This window comes from Kitasatospora sp. NPDC053057 (genome assembly GCF_044546945.1).
Lineage (GTDB): Bacteria > Actinomycetota > Actinomycetes > Streptomycetales > Streptomycetaceae > Kitasatospora.
Genome location: NZ_JBITZP010000007.1, coordinates 99958 through 120534 on the forward strand (window position 1 = coordinate 99958; position 20577 = coordinate 120534).

General features: G+C 72.2%; 16 protein-coding genes and 1 pseudogene. 7 read left to right on the plus strand and 10 right to left on the minus strand.

The genetic code is table 11. The annotated features are described in order from the left end of the window. Positions 1 to 34: 34 nt before the first annotated feature. The 5 genes from ACIG5E_RS10525 to ACIG5E_RS10545 form a co-directional block, all read right to left on the minus strand. A complete protein-coding gene (locus ACIG5E_RS10525) occupies positions 35 to 1255 on the minus strand; it encodes a cytochrome P450 (RefSeq protein WP_396532901.1) in 1221 nt (406 codons plus the stop codon). A gap of 53 nt (positions 1256 to 1308) precedes the next feature. Next, on the minus strand, positions 1309 to 2565 hold the full coding sequence (locus tag ACIG5E_RS10530; protein WP_396532902.1) for a cytochrome P450: 1257 nt from the start codon (positions 2563 to 2565) through the stop codon (positions 1309 to 1311). After that, positions 2562 to 5663 (minus strand): amino acid adenylation domain-containing protein, encoded by a 3102-nt coding sequence (locus tag ACIG5E_RS10535; protein WP_396532903.1) that lies wholly within the window; start codon positions 5661 to 5663, stop codon positions 2562 to 2564. Before ACIG5E_RS10535 ends, ACIG5E_RS10530 begins: the two co-directional genes overlap by 4 nt. A gap of 116 nt (positions 5664 to 5779) precedes the next feature. Beyond that, complete coding sequence (locus tag ACIG5E_RS10540; RefSeq protein ID WP_396532904.1) at positions 5780 to 6256, minus strand: pyridoxamine 5'-phosphate oxidase family protein; 477 nt, start codon at positions 6254 to 6256, stop codon at positions 5780 to 5782. A gap of 324 nt (positions 6257 to 6580) precedes the next feature. Continuing rightward, positions 6581 to 8746: a SpoIIE family protein phosphatase gene (locus ACIG5E_RS10545; protein WP_396532905.1), complete on the minus strand. Its 2166-nt coding sequence runs from the start codon at positions 8744 to 8746 to the stop codon at positions 6581 to 6583. 370 nt (positions 8747 to 9116) lie between these two features. Between ACIG5E_RS10545 and ACIG5E_RS10550 the strand changes: the two genes are divergently transcribed. Then, a complete protein-coding gene (locus ACIG5E_RS10550; RefSeq protein WP_396532906.1) occupies positions 9117 to 9944 on the plus strand; it encodes an alpha/beta fold hydrolase in 828 nt (275 codons plus the stop codon). Between the two features lie 224 nt (positions 9945 to 10168). Here ACIG5E_RS10550 and ACIG5E_RS10555 read toward each other — a convergent pair whose 3' ends face one another. After that, positions 10169 to 10621 carry an ATP-binding protein gene (locus ACIG5E_RS10555; RefSeq protein ID WP_396532907.1) on the minus strand — a complete coding sequence of 151 codons (453 nt, stop codon included), beginning with the start codon at positions 10619 to 10621 and terminating at the stop codon, positions 10169 to 10171. 120 nt (positions 10622 to 10741) lie between these two features. On the opposite strand from ACIG5E_RS10555, the gene ACIG5E_RS10560 reads away from it, so the two are divergent. Both ACIG5E_RS10560 and ACIG5E_RS10565 read left to right on the plus strand, forming a co-directional pair. Then, entirely contained in the window at positions 10742 to 11623 is an 882-nt protein-coding gene (locus ACIG5E_RS10560; protein WP_396532908.1) for a Scr1 family TA system antitoxin-like transcriptional regulator, read from the plus strand. Continuing rightward, positions 11620 to 11808 (plus strand): DUF397 domain-containing protein, encoded by a 189-nt coding sequence (locus ACIG5E_RS10565; protein WP_396532909.1) that lies wholly within the window; start codon positions 11620 to 11622, stop codon positions 11806 to 11808. Before ACIG5E_RS10560 ends, ACIG5E_RS10565 begins: the two co-directional genes overlap by 4 nt. A gap of 241 nt (positions 11809 to 12049) precedes the next feature. Here ACIG5E_RS10565 and ACIG5E_RS10570 read toward each other — a convergent pair whose 3' ends face one another. Then, a complete protein-coding gene (locus ACIG5E_RS10570) occupies positions 12050 to 13066 on the minus strand; it encodes a zinc-dependent alcohol dehydrogenase family protein (protein ID WP_396532910.1) in 1017 nt (338 codons plus the stop codon). Between the two features lie 155 nt (positions 13067 to 13221). Between ACIG5E_RS10570 and ACIG5E_RS10575 the strand changes: the two are divergent. Then, positions 13222 to 14105: pseudogene (locus ACIG5E_RS10575) on the plus strand (helix-turn-helix transcriptional regulator). A 143-nt stretch (positions 14106 to 14248) separates the two neighbouring features. Here ACIG5E_RS10575 and ACIG5E_RS10580 read toward each other — a convergent pair. Continuing rightward, positions 14249 to 14452: a cold-shock protein gene (locus ACIG5E_RS10580; protein WP_014136787.1), complete on the minus strand. Its 204-nt coding sequence runs from the start codon at positions 14450 to 14452 to the stop codon at positions 14249 to 14251. 282 nt (positions 14453 to 14734) lie between these two features. On the opposite strand from ACIG5E_RS10580, the gene ACIG5E_RS10585 reads away from it, so the two are divergent. Continuing rightward, the gene (locus tag ACIG5E_RS10585) at positions 14735 to 15109 is read left to right on the plus strand and encodes a hypothetical protein (RefSeq protein ID WP_396532911.1); all 375 of its coding nucleotides are present in this window, start codon (positions 14735 to 14737) and stop codon (positions 15107 to 15109) included. A gap of 167 nt (positions 15110 to 15276) precedes the next feature. On the opposite strand, the gene ACIG5E_RS10590 is transcribed toward ACIG5E_RS10585, so the two are convergent. Both ACIG5E_RS10590 and ACIG5E_RS10595 read right to left on the minus strand, forming a co-directional pair. Further along, positions 15277 to 15807: a hypothetical protein gene (locus tag ACIG5E_RS10590; protein WP_396532912.1), complete on the minus strand. Its 531-nt coding sequence runs from the start codon at positions 15805 to 15807 to the stop codon at positions 15277 to 15279. Positions 15808 to 15901: 94 nt separating this feature from the next. After that, positions 15902 to 16945, minus strand: a complete 1044-nt coding sequence (locus tag ACIG5E_RS10595) for a LacI family DNA-binding transcriptional regulator (protein ID WP_396532913.1) — start codon at positions 16943 to 16945, stop codon at positions 15902 to 15904. A 368-nt stretch (positions 16946 to 17313) separates the two neighbouring features. Here ACIG5E_RS10595 and ACIG5E_RS10600 point away from each other — a divergent pair, with 368 nt between their 5' ends. Together ACIG5E_RS10600 and ACIG5E_RS10605 are read left to right on the plus strand one after the other, a co-directional pair. After that, complete coding sequence (locus ACIG5E_RS10600; RefSeq protein WP_396533049.1) at positions 17314 to 18504, plus strand: M20 family metallopeptidase; 1191 nt, start codon at positions 17314 to 17316, stop codon at positions 18502 to 18504. Positions 18505 to 18707: 203 nt separating this feature from the next. After that, positions 18708 to 20441 (plus strand): putative Ig domain-containing protein, encoded by a 1734-nt coding sequence (locus ACIG5E_RS10605; protein WP_396532915.1) that lies wholly within the window; start codon positions 18708 to 18710, stop codon positions 20439 to 20441. The last annotated feature ends 136 nt before the right edge of the window (positions 20442 to 20577 follow it).

The following is a 20577-nucleotide window of genomic DNA, read 5'->3' on the forward strand; positions in this document are numbered from 1 at the left end:
GTGGCGGGGCCTCCCGGAACCGGGGCCGCTCAGGTCACCAGGTGACCGGGACGGCGGCGGCCATGATGGCCATCCGGTTGGGGTGCCAGGGGACTTCGGCGGGCGGCACGGCCAGGCGCAGGCCCGGGAACCGCTGGAGCAGGACCCGGAAGGCGACGTCGGACTGCCGGCGCACCAGGTGGGCACCGGGGCAGTGGTGCCGGCCGTGGCCGAAGCGCAGATGGGGGTTGGGCGAGCGGTCGGGCGCGAACCGCTCGGCGTCCGCGAAGGCCTCGGGGTCGAAGTTGGCGGCGTCCAGGGAGAGCAGGATCAGGTCGCCGGTCCTGACCTGCGCGCCGCCCAGGGAGGTGTCCTGGGTGACGAAGCGCGGGATCGCGTTGCCGAGCACGACGCTGCACCGCAGCAGTTCCTCCACGTGCTGGGGTGTCGACTCGGGGCTCTCCCGCAGCGCGGCCATCGCCTCGGGGTGCTGGAGGAGGTTGAACGCGGCGACGCCCAGGAAGCTCGCGAAGTCCTCGTAGCCGCTGACGAACAGCACGGCGACGATGTTGGACAACTGCCGTTCGTCCAGGCCTTGGTGGCGGTCGTCCAGGTCGGCGAGCCGGTCGGCGAGGCCGCGCGGGCGCCCGGGCGTGCGGGCGGCCATGAAGGCCGCCATGTGGGCGCGGATCTCCTCCCAGTTGACGGCGAGTTCCGCGTCGGAGTACGTCGCCATGGTGAGGTCCTTGTCGGCGCGCTCGGCGAGCCACTCGCGGTCCTCGAAGGGCAGGCCGAGCAGCCGGCACAGGCACTGCGCGGCGACCCACTCGGCGAAGTGCCGCTGGAGGTCGCCCGGCGCGCCCTCGGCGACCATCCGCTCCAGCCCCTCCCGGGTGACCTCGGCGACCCAGTCGGCGGGCAGTTCGGGCTGGTTGCGGCCGAGCGCGGTGAGCACCTCGTCGCGCAGCCCGGCCTGCTGGAGGTGGTTCATGGCGTCCATCAGTTCGGGCGCCAGGATCGGGGCGTCCTGGGCCGGGCTGTCGTCCTCGCCGAGCACGGAGCGGGCGAAGGCGCGGTCGCGCAGGACCTCGCGGGCCAGCTCGTAGCCGGTGACCAGCCACGCCTCGCCGCCGGAGTTGGTCCTGACCCGGGCGACGGGGCAGCGGCTGCGCAGTTCGTCCAGTTCGGGGGCGAGGCGGTCGCCGTCGGTGCTGAACGGGTAGCGGGGCAGCGGGTGGTCACCCGTGGTGGCGGCGGGAGCCTGGGGTGCGCTCACGTGGCGCGGTCCTTTCTGGGCGGATTCGGAGGCGTGTTGCGGGGATGCCGTCGTCACCAGCGCACCGGCAGTCTGGCGGGGGCGCGCAGCGGGGTGGTCTCGTCCCAGGGCAGCGACTCGGCGGGCTCGGCGAGTTCGATGCCGGGCAGCTCCTCCAGCAACACCTGGATCACGATGGCCAGTTGCATCCGGGTCAGGTGCGCGCCGGTGCAGGCGTGCGGACCGTGGCCGAAGGCGATGTGCGGGTTGGGGGTGCGGGTGAGGTCGAGGCGGTCGGGGTCGGTGAAGGCCTCGGGGTCGCGGTTGGCGGAGGCGGGCACCGGCACGACGGCGTCGCCGGCCCTGATCCGCTGCCCGTGGAGGGTGAAGTCCTCCTCGGCGACGAGGATGTTGATCGCGTTCATCAGCGGGACGTGGCGCAGCAGTTCGTCCACGGCGGTGGGGATCCCGGCGGGATGGTCGCGCAGCCGGTGGAGCTGGCCCGGGTGGGTGAGGAGGGCGAGCAGGGCGTTGCCGGTGTGCTGCATGTTGGTCTTGTAGCCGGCCATCAGCATGGTGACGACGAAGCTGACGACGTCGTCCCTGGTCAGCTCGGCGCCGGGGCGGCGGCTCTCGGCGAGGAGCAGGCGGATGTAGTCGTCATCCCCGCCCTCTTCCTGTTCCTTGCGGGTGATCAGTTCCGAGGCGTAGTCCTGCAGGGCGTACAGGGCGGCGAGGATCTCGTCCATGCTCAGCCCGGCGGCGCTGAGCAGGGTGAGGGTGTGCGGGAGGTAGCGGTCGCGGTCCTCGTGCGGGAGGCCGATGGTCTCGCACAGCACGCGCAGCGGCAGCGGTTCGACGTACGCGGCGACGAGGTCGGCCGTGCGGTCGGGTGCGGCGGCCGTCATCGTGTCGATCAGCTCCTGCGCGATGGCGCGGATGCGGGGCCGCATGAACTCCAGTCGCCCGCGGCCGAACAGCGGCAGGACGACGCGGCGTACGCGCTCGTGGTGCTCGCCCGTCATCTCCAGGAAGGTCGGCAGGCACGGCGGCGGTGCGTCGTCGCCCTCGACGGGCGGCCAGGCGGACAGCAGGGGCCGGACGAGCCGGGGGTCGGCGAAGGCGGCGCGGGCGTCCTCGTAGCGACTGAGCAGCCAGGCGGTCTCGCCGTTGGGCAACTGCGCCTTGGCGACGGGCTGTTCGGCGCGCAGCCGGGCGTAGGCGCAGGGCGGTCCGGCGGTGCCCGGCGTCACCTCGGGAACGGGGATCGGGGCCGGGACGGCGGCTGGTACGGCGGCTGGTACGGGGGCCGGGACGGCGGTGTCGGTCATCGGGTGCCCTCCTGGGTGGTGACGGTGGCGGGGCGCGGCAGGTAGCCGGAGGCGAGGAAGTACTCCAGGTAGCGGTCCAGCAGCGCGGCGTCGACCGGCGGGCAGTGCAGTCCGCTGCCCGCCAGGGCGGCTTCGGCGTTGTGCCGGCCGAGCACCGGGAAGGTGCCCTCGAAGTACAGCTCCTTGACGGACATGTCGGCGGTGCGGCTGCGGTCCACGCACAGCGACACGAACGGCGCGGTGGCGCTGGTGGGGTTGGCGGCGACGTGCCGGACCAGTTCGCCGACCCACTGCGGGTAGGGCAGGGTGCGGACCGCGTAGCCGGCCGCGCGCATCCGCTCGATGACGTCCGAGAGCATCGCAGGGCGGGGGTTGGTGAGGTGGTAGGTGCGGCCGTCGGCGTCCTGGCGGGTGGCGATGTGGACCACGGCCTCGGCGAGGTGGTCGACGGGGACGAAGTCCATCGGCAGGGCGATGTCGGGGGCGAGCCCGGTCTCGGCGATCGTCTTGAAGAGGGAGCAGATGGCGGTCTCGGTGTTGCTCACGCCGCTCACCTGGTCGCCCGTCACCTCGTAGGGGCGGTGGACGGCCACCGGCAGCCCCTGGGCCGCCGCCTGGCGCAGCACCCTCTCCCCCACCCACTTGCTCTCGGCGTAGCCCATGGTGAGCCCGTCGGCGTGGGCCAGCGGGGCGTCCTCGGCGACCTCGCGCACCCCGGCGGCGCCGGAGCCCGCGACGACGGCGACCGTCGACAGGAAGTGGACCGGGACGCGGCGGGGCGCGGCGAGCCGGACGATCTCGCGGGTGCCGTCCACGTTGGGGGCGCGCAGTTGTTCGTACGGGTAGAGGAAGTTGACCTGGGCGCCGTTGTGCACGATCAGGTCGAGGCGGTCGGCGAGTTCGGCGCGGTGGTCGTCCGGCAGTCCGAGGGCGGGCTCGGAGAGGTCGGCGGGGAAGCACGTCACGCGCTGCCAGTCGGCCTCGTCGAGGTGCAGGCCGTAGCGGGCGAGGGCGGTGCGCACGCGCTGTTCGGCGTGGGCGGGGCTCGCGGCGCGGACGGGGCAGTGGACGCGGGCGGCGGTGCGGCGCAGCAGGGCCGCGAGGAGGAAGGCGCCGACGAAGCCGGAGGCGCCGGTGAGCAGGACGTCCTTCGGGTCCTGGGGGCAGGGCGCGGGGCCCTGGACGGGCGGGAGCCGGAAGCCGAGTTCGGTCTCGCGGGTGAAGTCGACGGTGGTCTCGCCGGCGGCCGTCGGGGAGCCTTCGCGGGCGGCGCGGACGGCCTCGGTGAAGCTCCGGAGGGTGGGCGCGGTGAGCAGGGCCCGGATGAGGGCGGAGCTGAGCCCGGCGTCGAGGCCGAGCGCGGCGAGGGTGCGGGTGACGGCCTCGGAGGCGAGCAGGGAGTCGCCGCCCAGGTGGAAGAAGTCGTCCTCGGGGGCGGGCCTGGTGCGCAGCACCTGCTGCCAGATCCCGGCGAGGAGGACGGTCAGTCCTTCGGCCGGGGCCTCGTGCGGCTCCTCGTCGGCGGGGCCGACGGCGGTGGCGCGCAGCCGCTTGCGGTCGACCTTGCCGCCGCTGGTCACCGGGAAGTGGTCGAGGGCGACGAGCGAGGGGACGGCCTGCGGGGGCAGCCACTGGGCGCAGTAGCCGCGCAGCTCGGGCAGCGGCAGGTCGGCGCCGGGGGCTGCGGGGGTGATGTACGCGGTGAGCGCGCCGTCCTCGGCCTCGACGACGGCCTCACCGACGGACGGGTGGGTGCGCAGACGCGACTCCACCTCGTCGAGCTCGATCCGCGCGCCGCGCAGCTTCACCTGGCGGTCCGCCCGGCCGCGGTACTCCAGCAGGCCGTCGGCGCTCCGGACGGCCCGGTCGCCGGTGCGGTAGAGCCGTCCGCCGGGTTCGACCCGCGGCAGGTGGACGAAGCGCTCCGCGGTCAACTGCTCGTCGCCCGGGTAGCCGAGGGCCACGCCGTCCCCGCCGACGTACAGCTCGCCTTCCTCGCCGGGCGCCGCGGGTGTGCCGTCGGCGCGCAGGACGTGGCAGGTGGTGGCGCCGAACGGGCGGCCGATGGGGACGTGCGTGGCGTCCTCGGGCAGCGGGCGCACCCGGTGGGCGGTGGAGACGACCGAATTCTCCGTCGGGCCGTAGAAGTTGACGACCGTGGTGGCGGGGCAGGCCGCGAGGACGGCGTTGGCCAGCCGCGGGTCCATCGCCTCGCCGCCGGCCGAGACGAACCGCAGGCCGGCCATCGCCTGCGGGCGGGTCCGGGCGAGGAGGTGGAAGACGCTCGTGGTCAGGTAGGCGACGGTGACGCCCCGGGCGCGGAGGAGGTCTTCCAGGGCGGTCGGCGAGAGGAGTTCCTCGCGGTCGGCGATGACGAGGCAGGCGCCGGTGAGCAGGGCGCCCCAGATCTCGATCGTCGAGGCGTCCGAGGACAGGCCGTAGCCGTGCAGGATCCGGTCGCCGGGCCCGGGCGGGGGCAGTTCGCGGTCGGACAGGACGAGGCGGACGACGCCCCGGTGCGGGATCGCCACGGGCTTGGGGCGGCCGGTGGTGCCGGAGGTGAAGGCGACGTAGGAGCAGTCGGTGGCCGCGGACAAGGCGCCGGTGGTCCGGACGGGCTTCGGTACGGCGCCCTCGTCGGCGACGACCGGGATGCTCACCCGCAGTCCGCGGACCCGGCGTTCGGCGCCGGGCAGGGTGACGGCGGCGCGCAGTCCGGCGTCCTCGGCCATGGCCCGCAGGCGGGCCGGGGGCAGGTCGTCGTCGAGCGGCACGTACGCGCAGCCGGCCTTGAGGATGCCCAGCAGCGCGACCAGCGCCTCCGGGGAGCGGCTGCCGCACACGCCCACCGGTTCGCCCGGTGCGATGCCGGCGGCGAGCAGTCGGGCGGCCAGGGCGGTCGAGTCGGCGTCGAGCCGGCCGTAGCTGAGGGTGCGGTCGCGGTACCGGGCGGCCGGTGCGTGCGGGTGTGCGGCCGCCTGCCGGGCGAAGAGCTCCGGGAGGGTGAGGTCCTGCGGGTAGTCGGGGCCGGGGGCGCCTGCGGCGGGGCGGGCGGCCGGGATGTGGATCAGGCGTGACGAAACGTCGGTAGAGGTCATTGGTCCTTCTCAAGAGGGTCGGCTTCGTCGGCCGCGACGGCGGCCTGCGGCGGCTATGGCGGTTGCGATGGGGTGCCGCGCGTGCCGTGCCGTGCCGGTGCCGACGGCGGGCCGGTTCAGCCCGCGCTGTCGGCGAGCGGATCGGCGGGCTCGGTGAAGTCGGCCGCGAAGGCCGCGAAGTCTGCGGTGCGCCAGCGCTGGGGGCGCAGCCGGAACAGGATGTCGTCCTTGAGCTGGTCGGCGGTGGCGTCGAGGTAGCCGCGGGCCTCGTCCGGCTCCAGGTAGCGGTGGGCCAGCGCGTCCCGGACGGCCGGCGGCACCGGGTCCTCGACCGCGACGACGGGCCCCTCGACGCTCACGTACCGGTAGGGCCGCCGCTCGTCCTGCACGCAGAGGCTGAACCGGCCCGCGGCGCGCAGCAGTCGGCCCTTCACCGTCTCGCGCCCCGTCTGGACGAGGACCTCTCCCCCGGGCTCGTAGCCGTACCAGACCGGCACGCTCAGCGGCGCGCGGTCGCCTTCTCTGGGATCCGCGACGCTCAGGACCCCGACCCGCCGGTCGGCGAGGAAGCTCTCCCGGTCGCGCTGTGACATGGCAGGCAGCATCAGTCAATCACCTTTGCTGGTAAGGAAGTTGGGACCTGCAATGGCTTGCGGTCCGTCTTGGCCATGACGGACGGCAGGGCCCTTGCTCGCAGGATGGGACGACGACCACCCGATCGGGTGGCGTCGACACCGGAGGCGACGAGAGGCGGCCGGTGCACCTCGACGGCCGGATCGTCTCCGCAGGAACAGCATGACGGTTCTGGCACGTACAGTAACGGGGAGATCACTCTACTGTCGTGAACATGTCATTCCCTGGCCTGAATCAGACCCACCCGCGAGGCTCGACCGCGGGGATCAGAGGGCGTACGCGTCTCAGCGTGGGACCGATCGGACCAGCAGCAACGCGATGTCGTCGGTGCGGTGCTCCGCGTGTCCGGCCCGGCCGATGAGGGCGTCGGCCAGCCGGGCCAGCGGTTGGCCGCCGTGGCGGGCGAGGGTGGCCGTGAGGTCGGCCAGCGCCTGGTCGGGGTCGGCGCCCGGCGTGTCGACGAGGCCGTCGGTGTACAGGGCCAGGGTGGTGCCGATCGGCAGGTCGACGCGGAGCTGCGGGTACTCCGCGGCGGGGTCGACGTTCAGGACCAGGCCGATGGGCGGCTCCACGACCCCCGCCCGGCCGTCGCGGCGGTAGAGCAGGGGTACGGGATGGCCCGCGTTGGCCAGCTTTGCCTCGCGGGCGGCGAGATCGACGCAGAGGTAGGTGCAGCTGGCCAGGAGCGGCGTGTCCAGGTCGACCAGCAGGCGATTGGTGCGCGCCAGTACCGTGCTCGGATCGGCATCGGCGGCGGCGAAGGCCCGGACGGCGGTGCGCACCTGGCCCATCAGCGCGGCGGCGTTGACGTTGTGGCCCTGGACATCGCCGATGACGATGGCCACGCTGTCGGGCCCCACCCGCATGAGGTCGTAGAAGTCGCCCCCGACGTCCATGCCCTCGGTGCACGGCAGGTAGCGGGCGCTGACCTCCAGGCCCGGGACCGCGGGCAGCACATGCGGCAGCAGGCTCTCCTGGAGGCCCTGGGCGAGGCCGAGCTTGGTGTCGTACAGCCGGGCGCGGTCCAGGGCCTGGGCGATCAGACCACCGAGCGAGGTGAGGACGGCACGCTCCTCCAGGTCGAAGTGGTGCGGTTCGGCGAAGGCCAGCACGCAGGTGCCGATCAGCCTCCGCGAGGTCACCAGCGGCAGGTAGGCCCAGGCGGCCATCCCGTCCTGCGTCTCGCGGCGGTTCGGGTAGAGGAGTTCCAGCTCCGCACGGGACTCGAAGAACGCCGGCACGGCGTTGGTCGCCGCCTGGACGCCGGGGGTGGACTCCGTCAACGGGGTGCCGTCGAACTGGTCGACCTGGCCGGGAGGATAGCCACGGTGCCCGACGATGCGCAGCCGGCCCCCCTCGGCCATCAGGACCGCGACGGCCTGGCCGCCGAAGGCCGGCACGATCTGTTCGGACACCATGCGCACCACGTCCTGCACGCCGATGGCCTCGGTCAGCGCGCTCGCGAGGTGGAGGACGTGGTAGAGCGCCCCGGGCCGCGTGTGCACGGCCCGCTCGGTCGAGAATCCGGAGTGCCGGTGGTGCCGGGAGGGGTCCACGGCGGCTTCGGCGGCGGTGCCGGGATCTGCGGTGGCGACCCGCGCGGTGAGTCCGGAGGCGTCCGGGAAGAGCTGGAACGACAGCCACCGGTCCGGCGGCCGCAGTGCGACGAAGGAGGTGGACTGCCCGCTGATCACCGCACCCCGGTAGTGGTACTCGTACACCGGGTCCCGCAGCCAGGGCAGCACCGCCCACGGCCGTGCGCCGAGCAGCCGTTCCGCCGGTTCGCCTAGCAGTACCTCGGCGGCGGGTGTGACCGCGGCCAGCCGGCCGTCCAGATCGATGTCGCAGAGGCCCTCCGGCAGCCGCGCTATCGCCGACCCGAGGGGATCCGCGACACGTTCCTCCGCCGCCGCAGAGCGTGGGCCGGCCCGGATCGGACGGCCCGCGTCGGCCGCCTCCGCCGCCACCTCGGCCAGGCGCGCCGCCAGCGCACCGAGCCCCTCACGTTCGAGGGCCGACAGCTCGGGGGAATGCGCGGCGGGCCAGAGGATGAAGAGCGCGCCGTACGTCGTCCCCCGCGCGACCAGCGGAACGGCCGCGAGGCAGAACGCGTACGGCATGGCGACCGCGACCCTCGGGTACAGCCTCGCCATGTCGTCCCCGCCGCCCACCCAGACGACCTGGCCGCTGCGCACGGCTTCGGCCACCGGGATCGGCGCGGTCAGGCCGATGTGCCGCCACGGCCTGGTGAACTGCCGGGCGGCCCCCAGCGTCACCGCCAGTTCGAGCACCTGCCGGTCCTCCGAGAGGAGGTAGAGGCCGCCCATGTGCGCGTCGAGCCGGTCCGGCACCGACCGCATGATCCGTGCCAGCGCCTCGATGCCGCGCCCGGCCATCGCCCCGGCGGCTTCTTTGCCGGGCCTCGACGGCGACTTCCATGGCACAGTCATCACAAAACCTCGTTCGGGCCGACGGGCGCAGCTGCAGCCTTCCCTCCATACTCGCCCTGACGGCCCCGTGCGTCCCGTCGTCCCGCCGTCCTGGCCCGGGCGGCGGCAGGACAGGCCCGTCGCGAGCGCACACGACGGGCCTGTGAGCGGTGTACCGGCCATTCGGTGGGGCCCGGTGGGGCGGGTTGGTTACCGGCCGGTACGCCTCGGTCTCCATCATCCGGGTCCGGGTGAACGACACACCGCGTTCGGTGGAACCTCCCCGGAGGCCCCGGGTGGCGGCGTCAGGCTGTCCCCGTTGCCCGTGGGCCGCGCCCGGGAGAGCGCTCTCCCGGATGACCGGCCTCTCGCCCCGACAAGGAAGCACCCCATGCCCACTGTGACGACGCGCGACGGTGTCGAGATCTTCTACAAGGACTGGGGCAGCGGACGCCCGGTCGTCTTCATCCACGGCTGGCCGCTGAACGCGGACGCCTGGGAGGACCAGATGAAGCTCGTCGCCGACCACGGCTTCCGCGGCATCGCCCACGACCGCCGCGGCCACGGACGCTCCGCCCAGCCCTGGACCGGCTACGACTTCGACACCTTCGCCGACGACCTGAACGACCTGATCACCGCGCTCGATCTGCGCGACGTCACCCTGGTGGGCCACTCCATGGGCGGCGGCGAACTCGCCCGCTACATCGGACGCCACGGCACCGACCGGATCAGCAAGGCGCTACTGCTGTCGGCGATCCCGCCCCTGATGCTCAAGACCGACACCAATCCCGAAGGCGTACCGGCCGAGGTCTTCGACAGCATCCGGGGCGGCATCCTCAACGAACGCTCGCAGTTCTGGAAGGACTTCGCGCCCGCGTTCTTCGGTGCCAACCGCCCCGGAAACAACGTCACCCAGGGCAACCTGGACGCCTACTGGCTCCTGGCCATGCAGCAGAGCATCAAGGCGGGCGTGGACTGCGTGACCGCGTTCGCGCAGACCGACTTCACCGAGGACCTCAAGAAGTTCGACATCCCCACCCTCGTCGTCCACGGCGACGACGACCAGATCGTGCCGATCGACGCCACCGGCCGCAAGGCCGCGCAGCTCATCCCCGGCGCCGTCCTCAAGGTCTACGAGGGCGCCGGCCACGGCATCGCCGCCGTCCCCGGCGAGAAGGACCGGTTCAACCAGGACCTCCTCGGCTTCCTCCAGAACTGACCTCGCAGCCCGGGGAGTTCGAGCCATGACGGGAGTGGGAAGTCGGCCTGTCCGACTTCCCACTCCGTCTGTTCTACGGGCTGGTTGTTGTGGTTGAAGTTGCCTGCCGCCGTTGGGGGTTGTGATGGTGGGTGCTGAGGGGGTAGGCCCAGGCGAGCAGGGCGAGGAGGAGCGCGAAGGGGAGGAGGGTGCAGAACGCGGCCTGGGCTTCGCTATGCCGGGGTTCAGGTGACATCGGTGAGGTCGAGTTCGGCCCAGACGGTCTTGGCGTTGGGGTGGCGGGGGATGGTGCCCCAGCGGTCGCAGAGCGCGTCGATGAGGGTGAGGCCGCGCCCGGACTGGGCGTTGGGTGTGTGGACGGTGGGGAGGACGGGGAGCTTGTCACCCCTGAGGTCGCTGATCTCGATGCGAAGGGTGGTGCCCCGGCGCGCGGTGGTGGTGAGGGCGAGGTGCAGCTCGAACCCGCGCCCCGGAACACGTCCGTGCGAGATCGCGTTCGCGGCGAGCTCCGCGACGATGAGGAGCGCGGAGTGGAACGGCTCGGTGTGCGTCGAGTTCAGCCCCCAGGTGGTGAGTTGACGCCTGGCGATGCGGCGACAGATGGCGGCGCCCTTGGGGGTGGCGGGGAGCGTGGTGGTGTGGGGGCGGGGTCTGTCGAGGGGGATTTCGGTCGTCATGGGCAAAAGCGTGACGGGACGGACGTACGCTGACCATGACTCTGGCGAGCACAGAGAGTGCTTGTACAGGTGCGGACAGCTTTTGTTTTGTGCGGCTCAATCACAGGTGGGGTGGTCGCCATGGGTGCGGCGCGCAACAACGAGACAGGCGACGAGGTCCGGACGGAACTTCCGGAGGACCTCACGGAGACCTCGGACTTCTTCCGGGCGATCGGAAAGCAGATCAAGCTCCTTCGGGAGCGGGCCGGGATGACGCAGCGGGAGCTCGCCCAACGCATCGGCTACGGAGAGCAGTTGATTCGCTCAGTCGAGCGGGGCGTGCGCACGCCGCAGCCGGAACTGCTCGTCGCAGTGGACAAGGAGCTGAATGCCGGCGGCTTGCTGGCCATCCAGAGGGATGACGTAATAAAGGCGCGAGCCAAGGCTCGCGTGCGGCATCCGGCGTGGTTCAGGGGCTATGCGGGAATGGAGCCCGTGGCCGTGGAGATCCACGAGTTCAGCACCTTGCTCATCCCCGGCTTGCTCCAGACCGAGGCGCACGCACGAGCGCTCTTCGGAATGCGCCAACCGCTCCTCACCGAAGAGGTGATCGAGGAACGTGTAGCCGCGCGAATGGAACGACAGGAGATCTTGACTCGCTGGCCACGGGCGATCTTCAGCTGGGTCATCGAGGAGAGCGTCCTCCAACGGCCGCTGGGCGGCTGGGACGTTCACGAGGAGCAGCTGCGGCGCCTGCTGGAGGTCGGAGGGCTGCGAGGCATGGCGATTCACATCATGCCCACCGCCAGTGTTGACCACCCGGCCCTGGGTGGGCCCTTCACGCTCATCACTCCCAAGGGGCGTCCGCAGAACGGATACATCGAGGCGCAGCAGAGCAGCCGGCTGATCACGGATCAGGAGGAAGTCCGTATCATGAACGCACGATACGGAGCTCTCAGAGGGCAATCGCTCGACGTGAGGGAGTCCTTGGCCTTGATCGAGAAGATGCTGGGAGAACGATGAACGCGAAGATCGCGTGGATCAAAAGCAGCTACAGCAGCAACGAAGGCGGCCAATGTATCGAGGTCGCCGAGACGCCCAATGTCGTCCACGTCCGTGACTCCAAGGACAAGAGCGGCCCCCAGCTGACCTTCGAGCCGACCGCGTGGAAGGCGTTCGTGACGTTCGCCGCCACCGCCGAGGTCTGACCCGACCCTCAACGGCCCACCGCCTCCCGGGCGGCGGGCCGTTGGCGTACTGGCTCACACCGCGCCGAACGGTACGGGCCAGCGGCGCATATGCGTGGGCAGGCGCGTACAGCACGGTTCTCTACGGGCCCGGACGGTTACCGGCCGCGCGTCCGGCGCCCGTTGTACTGCTGGTCCGGTCCCGGTTCGGCCCAGGCGGTCTTGACGAATTCCATGGGACTCCCCTTCGGTGAAACCCGGGTCACGGCTTGAGCAGCGCCTTGATGGCGCGGCGCTCGTCCATCGCCCGGTATCCCTCGGCGACCCGCTCCAGGGGGAGGGTGAGGTCGAAGACCTTGCCCGGGTCGATCCGGCCGGTCAGCACGTGGTCGATCAGATCGGGCAGGTAGCGGCGGACGGGAGCCGGGCCGCCGCGCAGGCCGACGTGGGAGAAGAACAGCTCCTGCCCGTCGACGGAGACCCCGTGCGGGACGCCGACGAAGCCGACGTTGCCGCCGGGCCGGGCGGAGCGCAGCGCCTGCTGCATGGATTCGGCGGTGCCCACACACTCCAGCACGCTGTCCGCGCCGATGCCGCCGGTCAGTTCCTTGATCCGGGCCACTCCCTCCTCGCCACGCTCGGTGACGAGGTCGGTCGCACCGAACTCCCGCGCCAGCTTCTGCCGGGATTCGTGGCGGCTCATCGCGATGATCCGCTCCGTTCCCATCGCCTTGGCGGCGATCACCCCGCACAGGCCCACCGCGCCGTCGCCGACCACCACGGCGGTCGACCCGGGCTTCACCTCGGCGGCGTCGGCAGCCCACCAGCCGGTGCCCATCACGTCGGAGACGGCCAGCAGGCCCGGCCAGAACTCCTCTCCGGGCACCTCGTCGGTGGCGACCAGGGTGCCCTGGGCGTTGGGGATGCGCACCTGATCGGCCTGGCAGGTGCTCATGAACTCGCGGTGCACGCAGTTCGACGTGAACCCGTTCCGGCAGTTCGGGCAGGTGTTGTCCGAGGTGGCGAAGGAACCGACGACGAACTGGCCGGGGCGCAGGCCGGTGACCTCGCTGCCGACCTCCTCCACGAAGCCGACGTACTCGTGGCCCATCGGTCGCGGTTCGCCGACCGGGTCCAGGCCGCGGTACGGCCACAGGTCGGAGCCGCACACGCAGGTGGCGGCAGTGCGGATGATCGCGTCGGTGGGGTGGATGATCTTCGGGTCGTCCAGGTTCTCCAGGCGGATGTCGCCGGGGGCGTGGATCACTGTTCCGCGCATGAGGGGGTTCCTTCGCAATACGGGGGCTGGGGTCGGGTGCGTGCTGCTCTCCCTGACATCCAGGGAACCCGCTCCCGGCGCGCGCAGCGAGTCACCAGCGAGGGGTGTACCGGCAGTACATCCCTCCCGGTCCCTGCAGGCCGTACGGTCGAAGGGTGGACAACAGCCAGGAGGTCCGCGAGTTCCTCACCTCGCGACGAGCGAAGATCACCCCCGAACGGGTGGGGCTGCCCGCCGGCAGCCGCAGGCGGGTCCCGGGCCTGCGCAGGAGCGAGGTCGCGGCGCTCGCGGACGTGAGCGTGGAGTACTACGCCAAGCTGGAGCGCGGCAACCTGGCGGGCGCTCCCCCGCCGTCCTGGAAGCCGTCGCCCGGGCGCTCTGTCTCGACGAGGCCGAACGCGCCCATCTGCTGAACCTGGCGCAGGCCGCGGACGGCTCCGACGCCCTCGTCCGGCCCCGGCGCCGCGCCCGGGCCTGGACACCGCACCGCAGCCTGCAGTGGACCCTGGACGCGATCACGGCCGGCCCCGCCTTCGTCCGCAACGGCCGGCTGGACCTGCTCGCCGCCAACCCGCTCGCCCGCGCCTTCTACGCCGAGGTCTACGCCACCCCCGGCAACCAGGCGAACCTGGCCCGCCACCACTTCCTCGACCCGGCCTCCCGCCGCTTCTTCCCCGACTGGGAGCAGGCCGCCGACATCACCGTCGCCATCCTGCGCACGGAGGCCGGCCGCACGCCCCACGACAAGGACCTCCACGACCTCGTCGGCGAGCTCTCCACCCGCAGCGACGAATTCCGCACCCGCTGGGGCGCCCACAACGTCCGCCACCACGGCACCGGCACCAAACGCTTCCACCACCAGGCGGTCGGCGACCTCACCCTCGCCTACGAGGGCCTGGAGCTGGCCGCCGAACCCGGCCTGACCCTCACGATCTACACCGCCGAGCCCGGCTCCCCCAGCGAGGAGGGCCTGCGCCTGCTCGCCTCCTGGGGCGCCACCCAGGGCGCCATCCGGGAGGGCGTACGAGCGCACGAGTGAGCCTGGAGAGGCGATCGGGCGCCGGTCGGGGCTCTCCGGTTCGACCGGGGCCGCCGACATCGTGGCGTAACGCCGAGGGGCCCGCACCGCGCATGTGCGCAGTGCGGGCCCCTCGCTGCCGGGCAGGTGCCGTGGCAGAGGAACTACAGCGGGCGGATGTTCTCGGCCTGCGGGCCCTTCTGGCCCTGCGTGACGTCGAACTCGACCTTCTGGCCCTCGAGCAGCTCGCGGAAGCCGCTGGCGTTGATGTTCGAGTAGTGGGCGAAGACGTCCGGGCCGCCGCCGTCCTGCTCGATGAAGCCGAAGCCCTTTTCCGCGTTGAACCACTTCACAGTGCCATTAGCCATTTAACAAATCTCCTTCAAGGGACCGTCCGAAGCACGCACGGTGCGGGCTTCGAGTCGCCGCATGGAGCGCCCGCCGGTAAAGAGCCGGGGAACCAAAAAAATGCGCCTGCAATACATCAGCAGGCGCACACAAAGTTCATGGGAACCACTACTGCAACTAGGTCGACTGTAGCAGGCTGCGGCCCGCAGCGGCAGGACCCGCCGGACGGTGCCGCGCCCGCCCCGGGAGCCGGGCGCCGCCGCATGGACCGGACGTCCTCCTGGGGCACTATTCTCAGGTCCATGTCGAACCCTGATGCGCTGCTCGTCGACATCGCCGCAATGGTGGAGTCCGAGCGCAGCAACCAGATGCCCCTGACCGTGGTCGTCCCGGGGGCGGTCATCACCGGCCGTCTGGCACCGGAACGCCTCTGGCACGAACGGGTGGCCGAAGTCCTCGCCGCCTCAGACCACTTGAAGCCATTCGCCGCACTCTTCGCGACGTCTGCCACCGGCGACACGGCTCCGCCCGCCACCCGGCCCACCCACCTGCACCTGCACGTCGCCCGCATCCTTCAGGGCAGTTTCGGTCTGCCCCACACCGGGGGCATGTACCGCATCGCCATCGCCGACGTCAGCAGCTGGACGGTGGGAGACCTCAGCTACTCGGACCAGTGACACCTCGCCCGAGGCGTCCGTACCCCCTTCTGTTCTCACGACGCGGACCGTTCGCGGACGTGGGAGTTGCGTCGGTGGGGCCGGGCCGCCGAGGGCAGCGTACGGGCCGGGCTCCGCAGTGCGGGGCCCGGCCGCTCCGATTCAGCCCCCTTCCACGCGAGCAGTGATCAGGCGCCCTCGGTGTCGCGGCGTTCCAGGCCGGCCGCCCGGGCGCGGGTCGTGGCGACGTGGGTCGCGATCGAGACCGCCAGCCGCTGCGGCCGACGTACGTGGACGAGGAGCAGTGGCTCCGGCTGGTCGCGGATCAGCAGGGCCACTGCGGTGTGATGGAGCGTCACCTGCTCTCTGCCGCCGCCGATCCGGTGTTCCTCGGCGCGACCGGGGACGTAGCTGACGTCCAGGATGTCGCCCCAGCCGAGCAGCACCGACTCCGACTCGTTCGCGGCGCGCAGCCGCAGGCCGTCCGGGCGCACCTCGACGGCCCGCAGGCCCGCGCTCGGCGGGAGTCGTCCGGCGACCAGGAGGCCGCCGATCACCACGGCGTCCACCACCAGCCCCTGCCACCAGATGCCGTTGTACATCAGCGCCCAGAAGAGCAGCACCAGGGCGCCGAAGGCCCACTTCCACACCACCATCGGGACGTAGCGGTGGACGCGGTGCACGCTCACAACCCCGCCGCCCGGTACTGCTGCTGCCATCGACTCCCCCAACCCAAACGTTTGGCCCAATCGTTTGGGTTGGATGATAGGCACGGACCGGCCGGGGCGCCAGAGGCCGGAAACCCGGGCGGGATCAGAGAAGTGACGGGCCGACGGGCCGGCCGCTGGAGGCCCGCTCCACCAGCTCGGGCGCGAGCCGTCGGGACCGGGCCTGCCGGCCGTCGATCCGGCGCAGCAGCTCCCGCACCGCGACCCGGCCCTGCTCAGCCATCGGCGAGCGGACCGTGGTGAGCGCGACCGGCAGCTCGGCGGCGACCGGGGTGTCGTTGAAGCCGGCCAGTGCGAGGTCCTGCCCCGGGTGGAGACCCAGGTCACGGGCCGCGCCCAGGACCCCGATGGCCGCCAGGTCGTTGACGGCGAACAGCGCCGTGGGGCGGCGGGCGGCGGCACTGAGCAGAGCGGTCGCCGCCGCGCGGCCGCCCGTGGTGTCGAAGGCGCAGTGCCGCACCAGTTCGGCCGGCACCGGCAGTCCGGCCTCGGCGTAGCGCTCGACGAAGCCGGCGGTGCGGTCGGTGCCGGTGCTGGCGAAGGGCTCGCCCGCGACGCAGCCGACCCGGGTGTGCCCCAGCCGCAGGAAGTGCTCGGCGACCAGGCGGCCCCCCTGGTAGTCGTCGCAGGTGACGGCCGGAAGGTCGCCCTCGGTGCGGCGGTTGACCAGGACGTGGGGCGTGCCCCGGAGCGCCGGGTCCGTCAGGGCGGCGCCGTCCAGGTGCGCGTCGCCGATGATGAGGCCGTCCACCCGCCGGCCGAGGACCATCGCGATCCGCGCGCGCTGGCGGACCGGATCGTCCTGGGTGTTGGTGACGAAGGCGGCGAGCCCGTGCCGGGCGGCCTCCTCCTCGATGCCCTCGTAGATGGTCGCGACGACGATCTCGGACAGCCGGGCGAACACCACCCCGATCAGGTTGCTGCGCCGGGTGCGCAGGCTCACGGCGGCCGGGTTGCGGCGGTAGCCCAACTCCTCGGCCAGATCCCGGACACGACGGGCCGTCGACCCCGAGGCGGCCCGCCGTCCGTCCCCGTCGGATCCGTTCAGGACCCTGGAAACGGTGGACACGTCCAGCCCCAGCTGGTCGGCGATCACCCTCAGCGTCACCGGACGGCTCTCGATACCCACGACCGACTCCCTCTCCTCCACGACCGCCCATTCTGCGCGATCACGGCACGAGCTGTCCGGGCGCCGGTCGGCTCCTCGCCCTCAGGGACGACCCCGGCGGATCAGGGGAGGCTCAGGGACGGATCAGGGTCGTCCCGATACCCGTCCGGAGCGGCGGCCCCATGAAGACAGTCACTCCGTCGGACCATCTCAACGAAGCCGCGGGCCGGCTGCGCCCCGGGCGCGGCGCGTCATGGTTCCGCGAATCCGGCCGGAACGGGCCGGCCAGCGCAGATCATGGAGCCAGCCAGACCCGACCACCACCTGGAGGCACCGTGTCCGACCTTCCCGCGTCCGCCGCCCTGCTCGACCGACTGGCACTGCCCGAACTGACCCGCTCGGCCGCCCTGCTGCAGCCCGAACTGGCCGCCCTGAGGCGGGAGTTGCATCAGGAACCGGAGATCGCGCTGGAACTTCCCAGGACCCAGGCCCGGCTGCTCGCCGCGCTCGACGGGCTGCCGCTGGAACTCACCCTGGGCAAGGGGCTGAGCTCGATCACGGCGGTGCTGCGCGGCGGCCGCCCCGGGCCGAAGGTGCTGCTGCGCGCCGACATGGACGCCCTCCCGGTGCAGGAGAACCTCCAACTGCCGTACGCCTCGAAGATCCCCGGCGCGATGCACGCCTGCGGGCACGATCTGCACATGGCCGCACTGGTCGGCGCCACCCGTCTGCTGGTCGAGCGGCGCGCCGAGCTGGCGGGTGACGTGGTCCTGATGTTCCAGCCCGGCGAGGAGGGGGCGGGCGGCGCCCAGTTGATGGTGGACGCGGGCGTGCTGGACGCGGCCGGTGAGCGGGTGGTGGCCGCGTACGCCCTGCACGTGGCGGCCGCCCTGTTGCCCAACGGGCTGGTCACCACCCGCCCGGGGCCGGTGCTGGCCGCCTCCGACCTGCTGCGGGTCACGCTGCGCGGGCGTGGCGGGCACGGGTCCAGCCCGCATTCGGCGCTCGACCCGGTGCCGGCCGCGTGCGAGGCGGTGCTGGCCCTCCAGTCGATGGTGACCCGGCGGATCGACGTCTTCGATCCGGTGGTGCTCACCGTCGGCATGCTCAGCGCCGGCACCGCGGCCAATGTGATCCCCGACGAGGCCCGGTTCGAGGCGACCATCCGCTCATTCTCCCCGCACTCACGGGAGTTGGTGCGCGGCGAGGCGCTGCGGGTGGTGCACGGGATCGCGGCGGCCCACGGGCTGGAGGCGGTGGCCGAGGTGGAGCCCGGCTACCCGGTGACCGTCAACGACCCCGTGGAGGCGGACTTCGCGGCGGGCCTGGCGGCCCGGCTCCTCGGGCCGGAGCGGTACCTCCCGATGCCCCAACCGATCGCGGGCTCCGAGGACTTCGGCGTGCTGGCCGCCCTGGTCCCGTCGGCGTTCCTGATGCTCGGCGCCGCCCCGACCGACGGCCGCGACCCGTTCACCGCGGCCTACAACCACTCCCCCGAGGCCGAGTTCGACGACAACGTCCTCGCCGACGGCGCCGCGCTCCTGGCCGGCCTGGCCCTGGGGCGGCTGGCCCGGGGATAGGGGATGCGCGGTGAACGACGAGGAGATCCCGTGAGCTGACGGTGTGGCAGCCGTGCAGGCGCCCACGGATGGGGGCGAGTGGCGTGGCGATGCCCCGTTTCGTCGCGTTCCGTTCAAGCGCCGCTTACCCCATCATGGGACGGTGGCACCGCGCCTACGCGCGTAGCACTCCCTGCACCCCCACGACACAAGGAGTCTGACCGATGCTCAGACGCATAGCAGCCACCCGCCCGCTCGCCCTGGGCGCCGTCGCCCTGGCCGTGCTCACCGCCGCCGGCGCCGTCCCCCACCGGGCCGCTGCGGCGACCGCGACCGCCGTGACCGCCGCGGCCCCCGCCGCCACCACCACCCAGCACCGCGTGCTGTTCGACGACACTAAGGCGGAGACCGCCGGCAACGCCGACTGGATCATCAGCACCAGCCAGCCGGACCCGCTCGCCGAGAACGCCAGCCCGCAGTCCGAGACCGACTGGACCGGCGCCATCTCCAGCTGGGGCGTCGCCCTCCAGAAGACCGGCCAGTACAGCCTCAAGACCCTGCCGAGCGGCTCCGCCATCACCTACGGCACCGGCGGAGCCCTCGACCTCGCCAACTTCGACGAGTTCGTCCTGCCCGAGCCCAACATCCGGCTCAGCGACGCCGAGAAGACCGCCGTCATGACGTTCGTCCAGAACGGCGGCGGGCTGTTCCTGATCTCGGACCACACCGGCAGCGACCGCAACAACGACGGCTGGGACTCCCCCGCCATCATCAACGACCTGATGACCACCAACTCGGTCAACAGCAACGACCCGTTCGGGCTCTCGGTCGACCTGCTCAACATCCAGACCGACAACCCGACCGCCGTCAACGACGCCACCGACCCCGTCCTGCACGGCCCCTTCGGCACCGTCACCGGCAGCATCATCCGCAACGGCACCACCTTCACCCTCAAGCCCGCCGACAACCCCAGCGTCAAGGGCATCGTCTACCGCACCGGCTACTCCGGCACCACCGGCGCCTTCTTCGCCACCAGCAGCTTCGGCAAGGGCCGGGTCGCCCTCTGGGGCGACAGCTCGGCCATCGACGACGGCACCGGCGAATCCGGCAAGACCCTCTACAACGGCTGGAACGACCCGGCCGGCACCGACGCCGCCCTCGGCCTCAACGCCACCGCCTGGCTCGCCGCCGGCAGCGGCGGCGGCACCACCGGCAGCGTCACCCTCACCAACCCCGGCGCCCGCACCGCCACCGCCGGCACCGCCACCAGCCTCCAGCTCTCCGCCACCGACACGGCCGGCGGAACCCTGAGCTACGGCGCCTCCGGCCTGCCCGCCGGCCTGAGCGTCAACGCCTCGACCGGTCTGGTCAGCGGCACCCCCACCACCGCCGGGACGTACTCCGTGACGGCCACCGCGACCGACTCCACCGGCCCGTCCTCCTCCGTCACCTTCACCTGGACCGTCCAGTCCACCGGCAGCGGCGGCGGCTGCACCGCGGCCCAGCTGCTCACCAACCCCGGCTTCGAGGCCGGTACGACGGCCGGCTGGACGGAGACCAACACCGGCGGCTCCAGCACCATCAACAGCAGTTCCAGCGAGCCGCCGCACTCCGGCACCTACGACGTCTGGCTGGACGGCTACGGCAGCGCCAACACCGACACGCTCGCCCAGACGGTGACCCTGCCGACCGGCTGCAGCACCTACACCCTCAGCTTCTGGCTGCACGTCGACACCGCCGAGCCCACCACCAGCGCGTACGACAAGCTGACGGTGACCGCGAACGGCACCACCCTGGCGACCTACTCCAACATGAACGCGGCCGCCGGCTACCAGCAGCACAGCCTCAGCCTGTCCGGCTACGCCGGTCAGACCGTGACCCTCAAGTTCACCGGCGTCGAGGACTACACCAAGCAGACCTCCTTCGTCCTCGACGACACCGCCGTCAACGTCGGCTGATCCGGCGCCGGGTGGCCCCCCCCCCGGCGGGGGGGGGGGCCCCCCCCCCCCCCCCGCCAAAAAACCGTACCCAAAAACCCCCCCCCCAACCCCCGCGCCCCCGCGAAACGGCACCCAGAACACCCCAACACCCCCC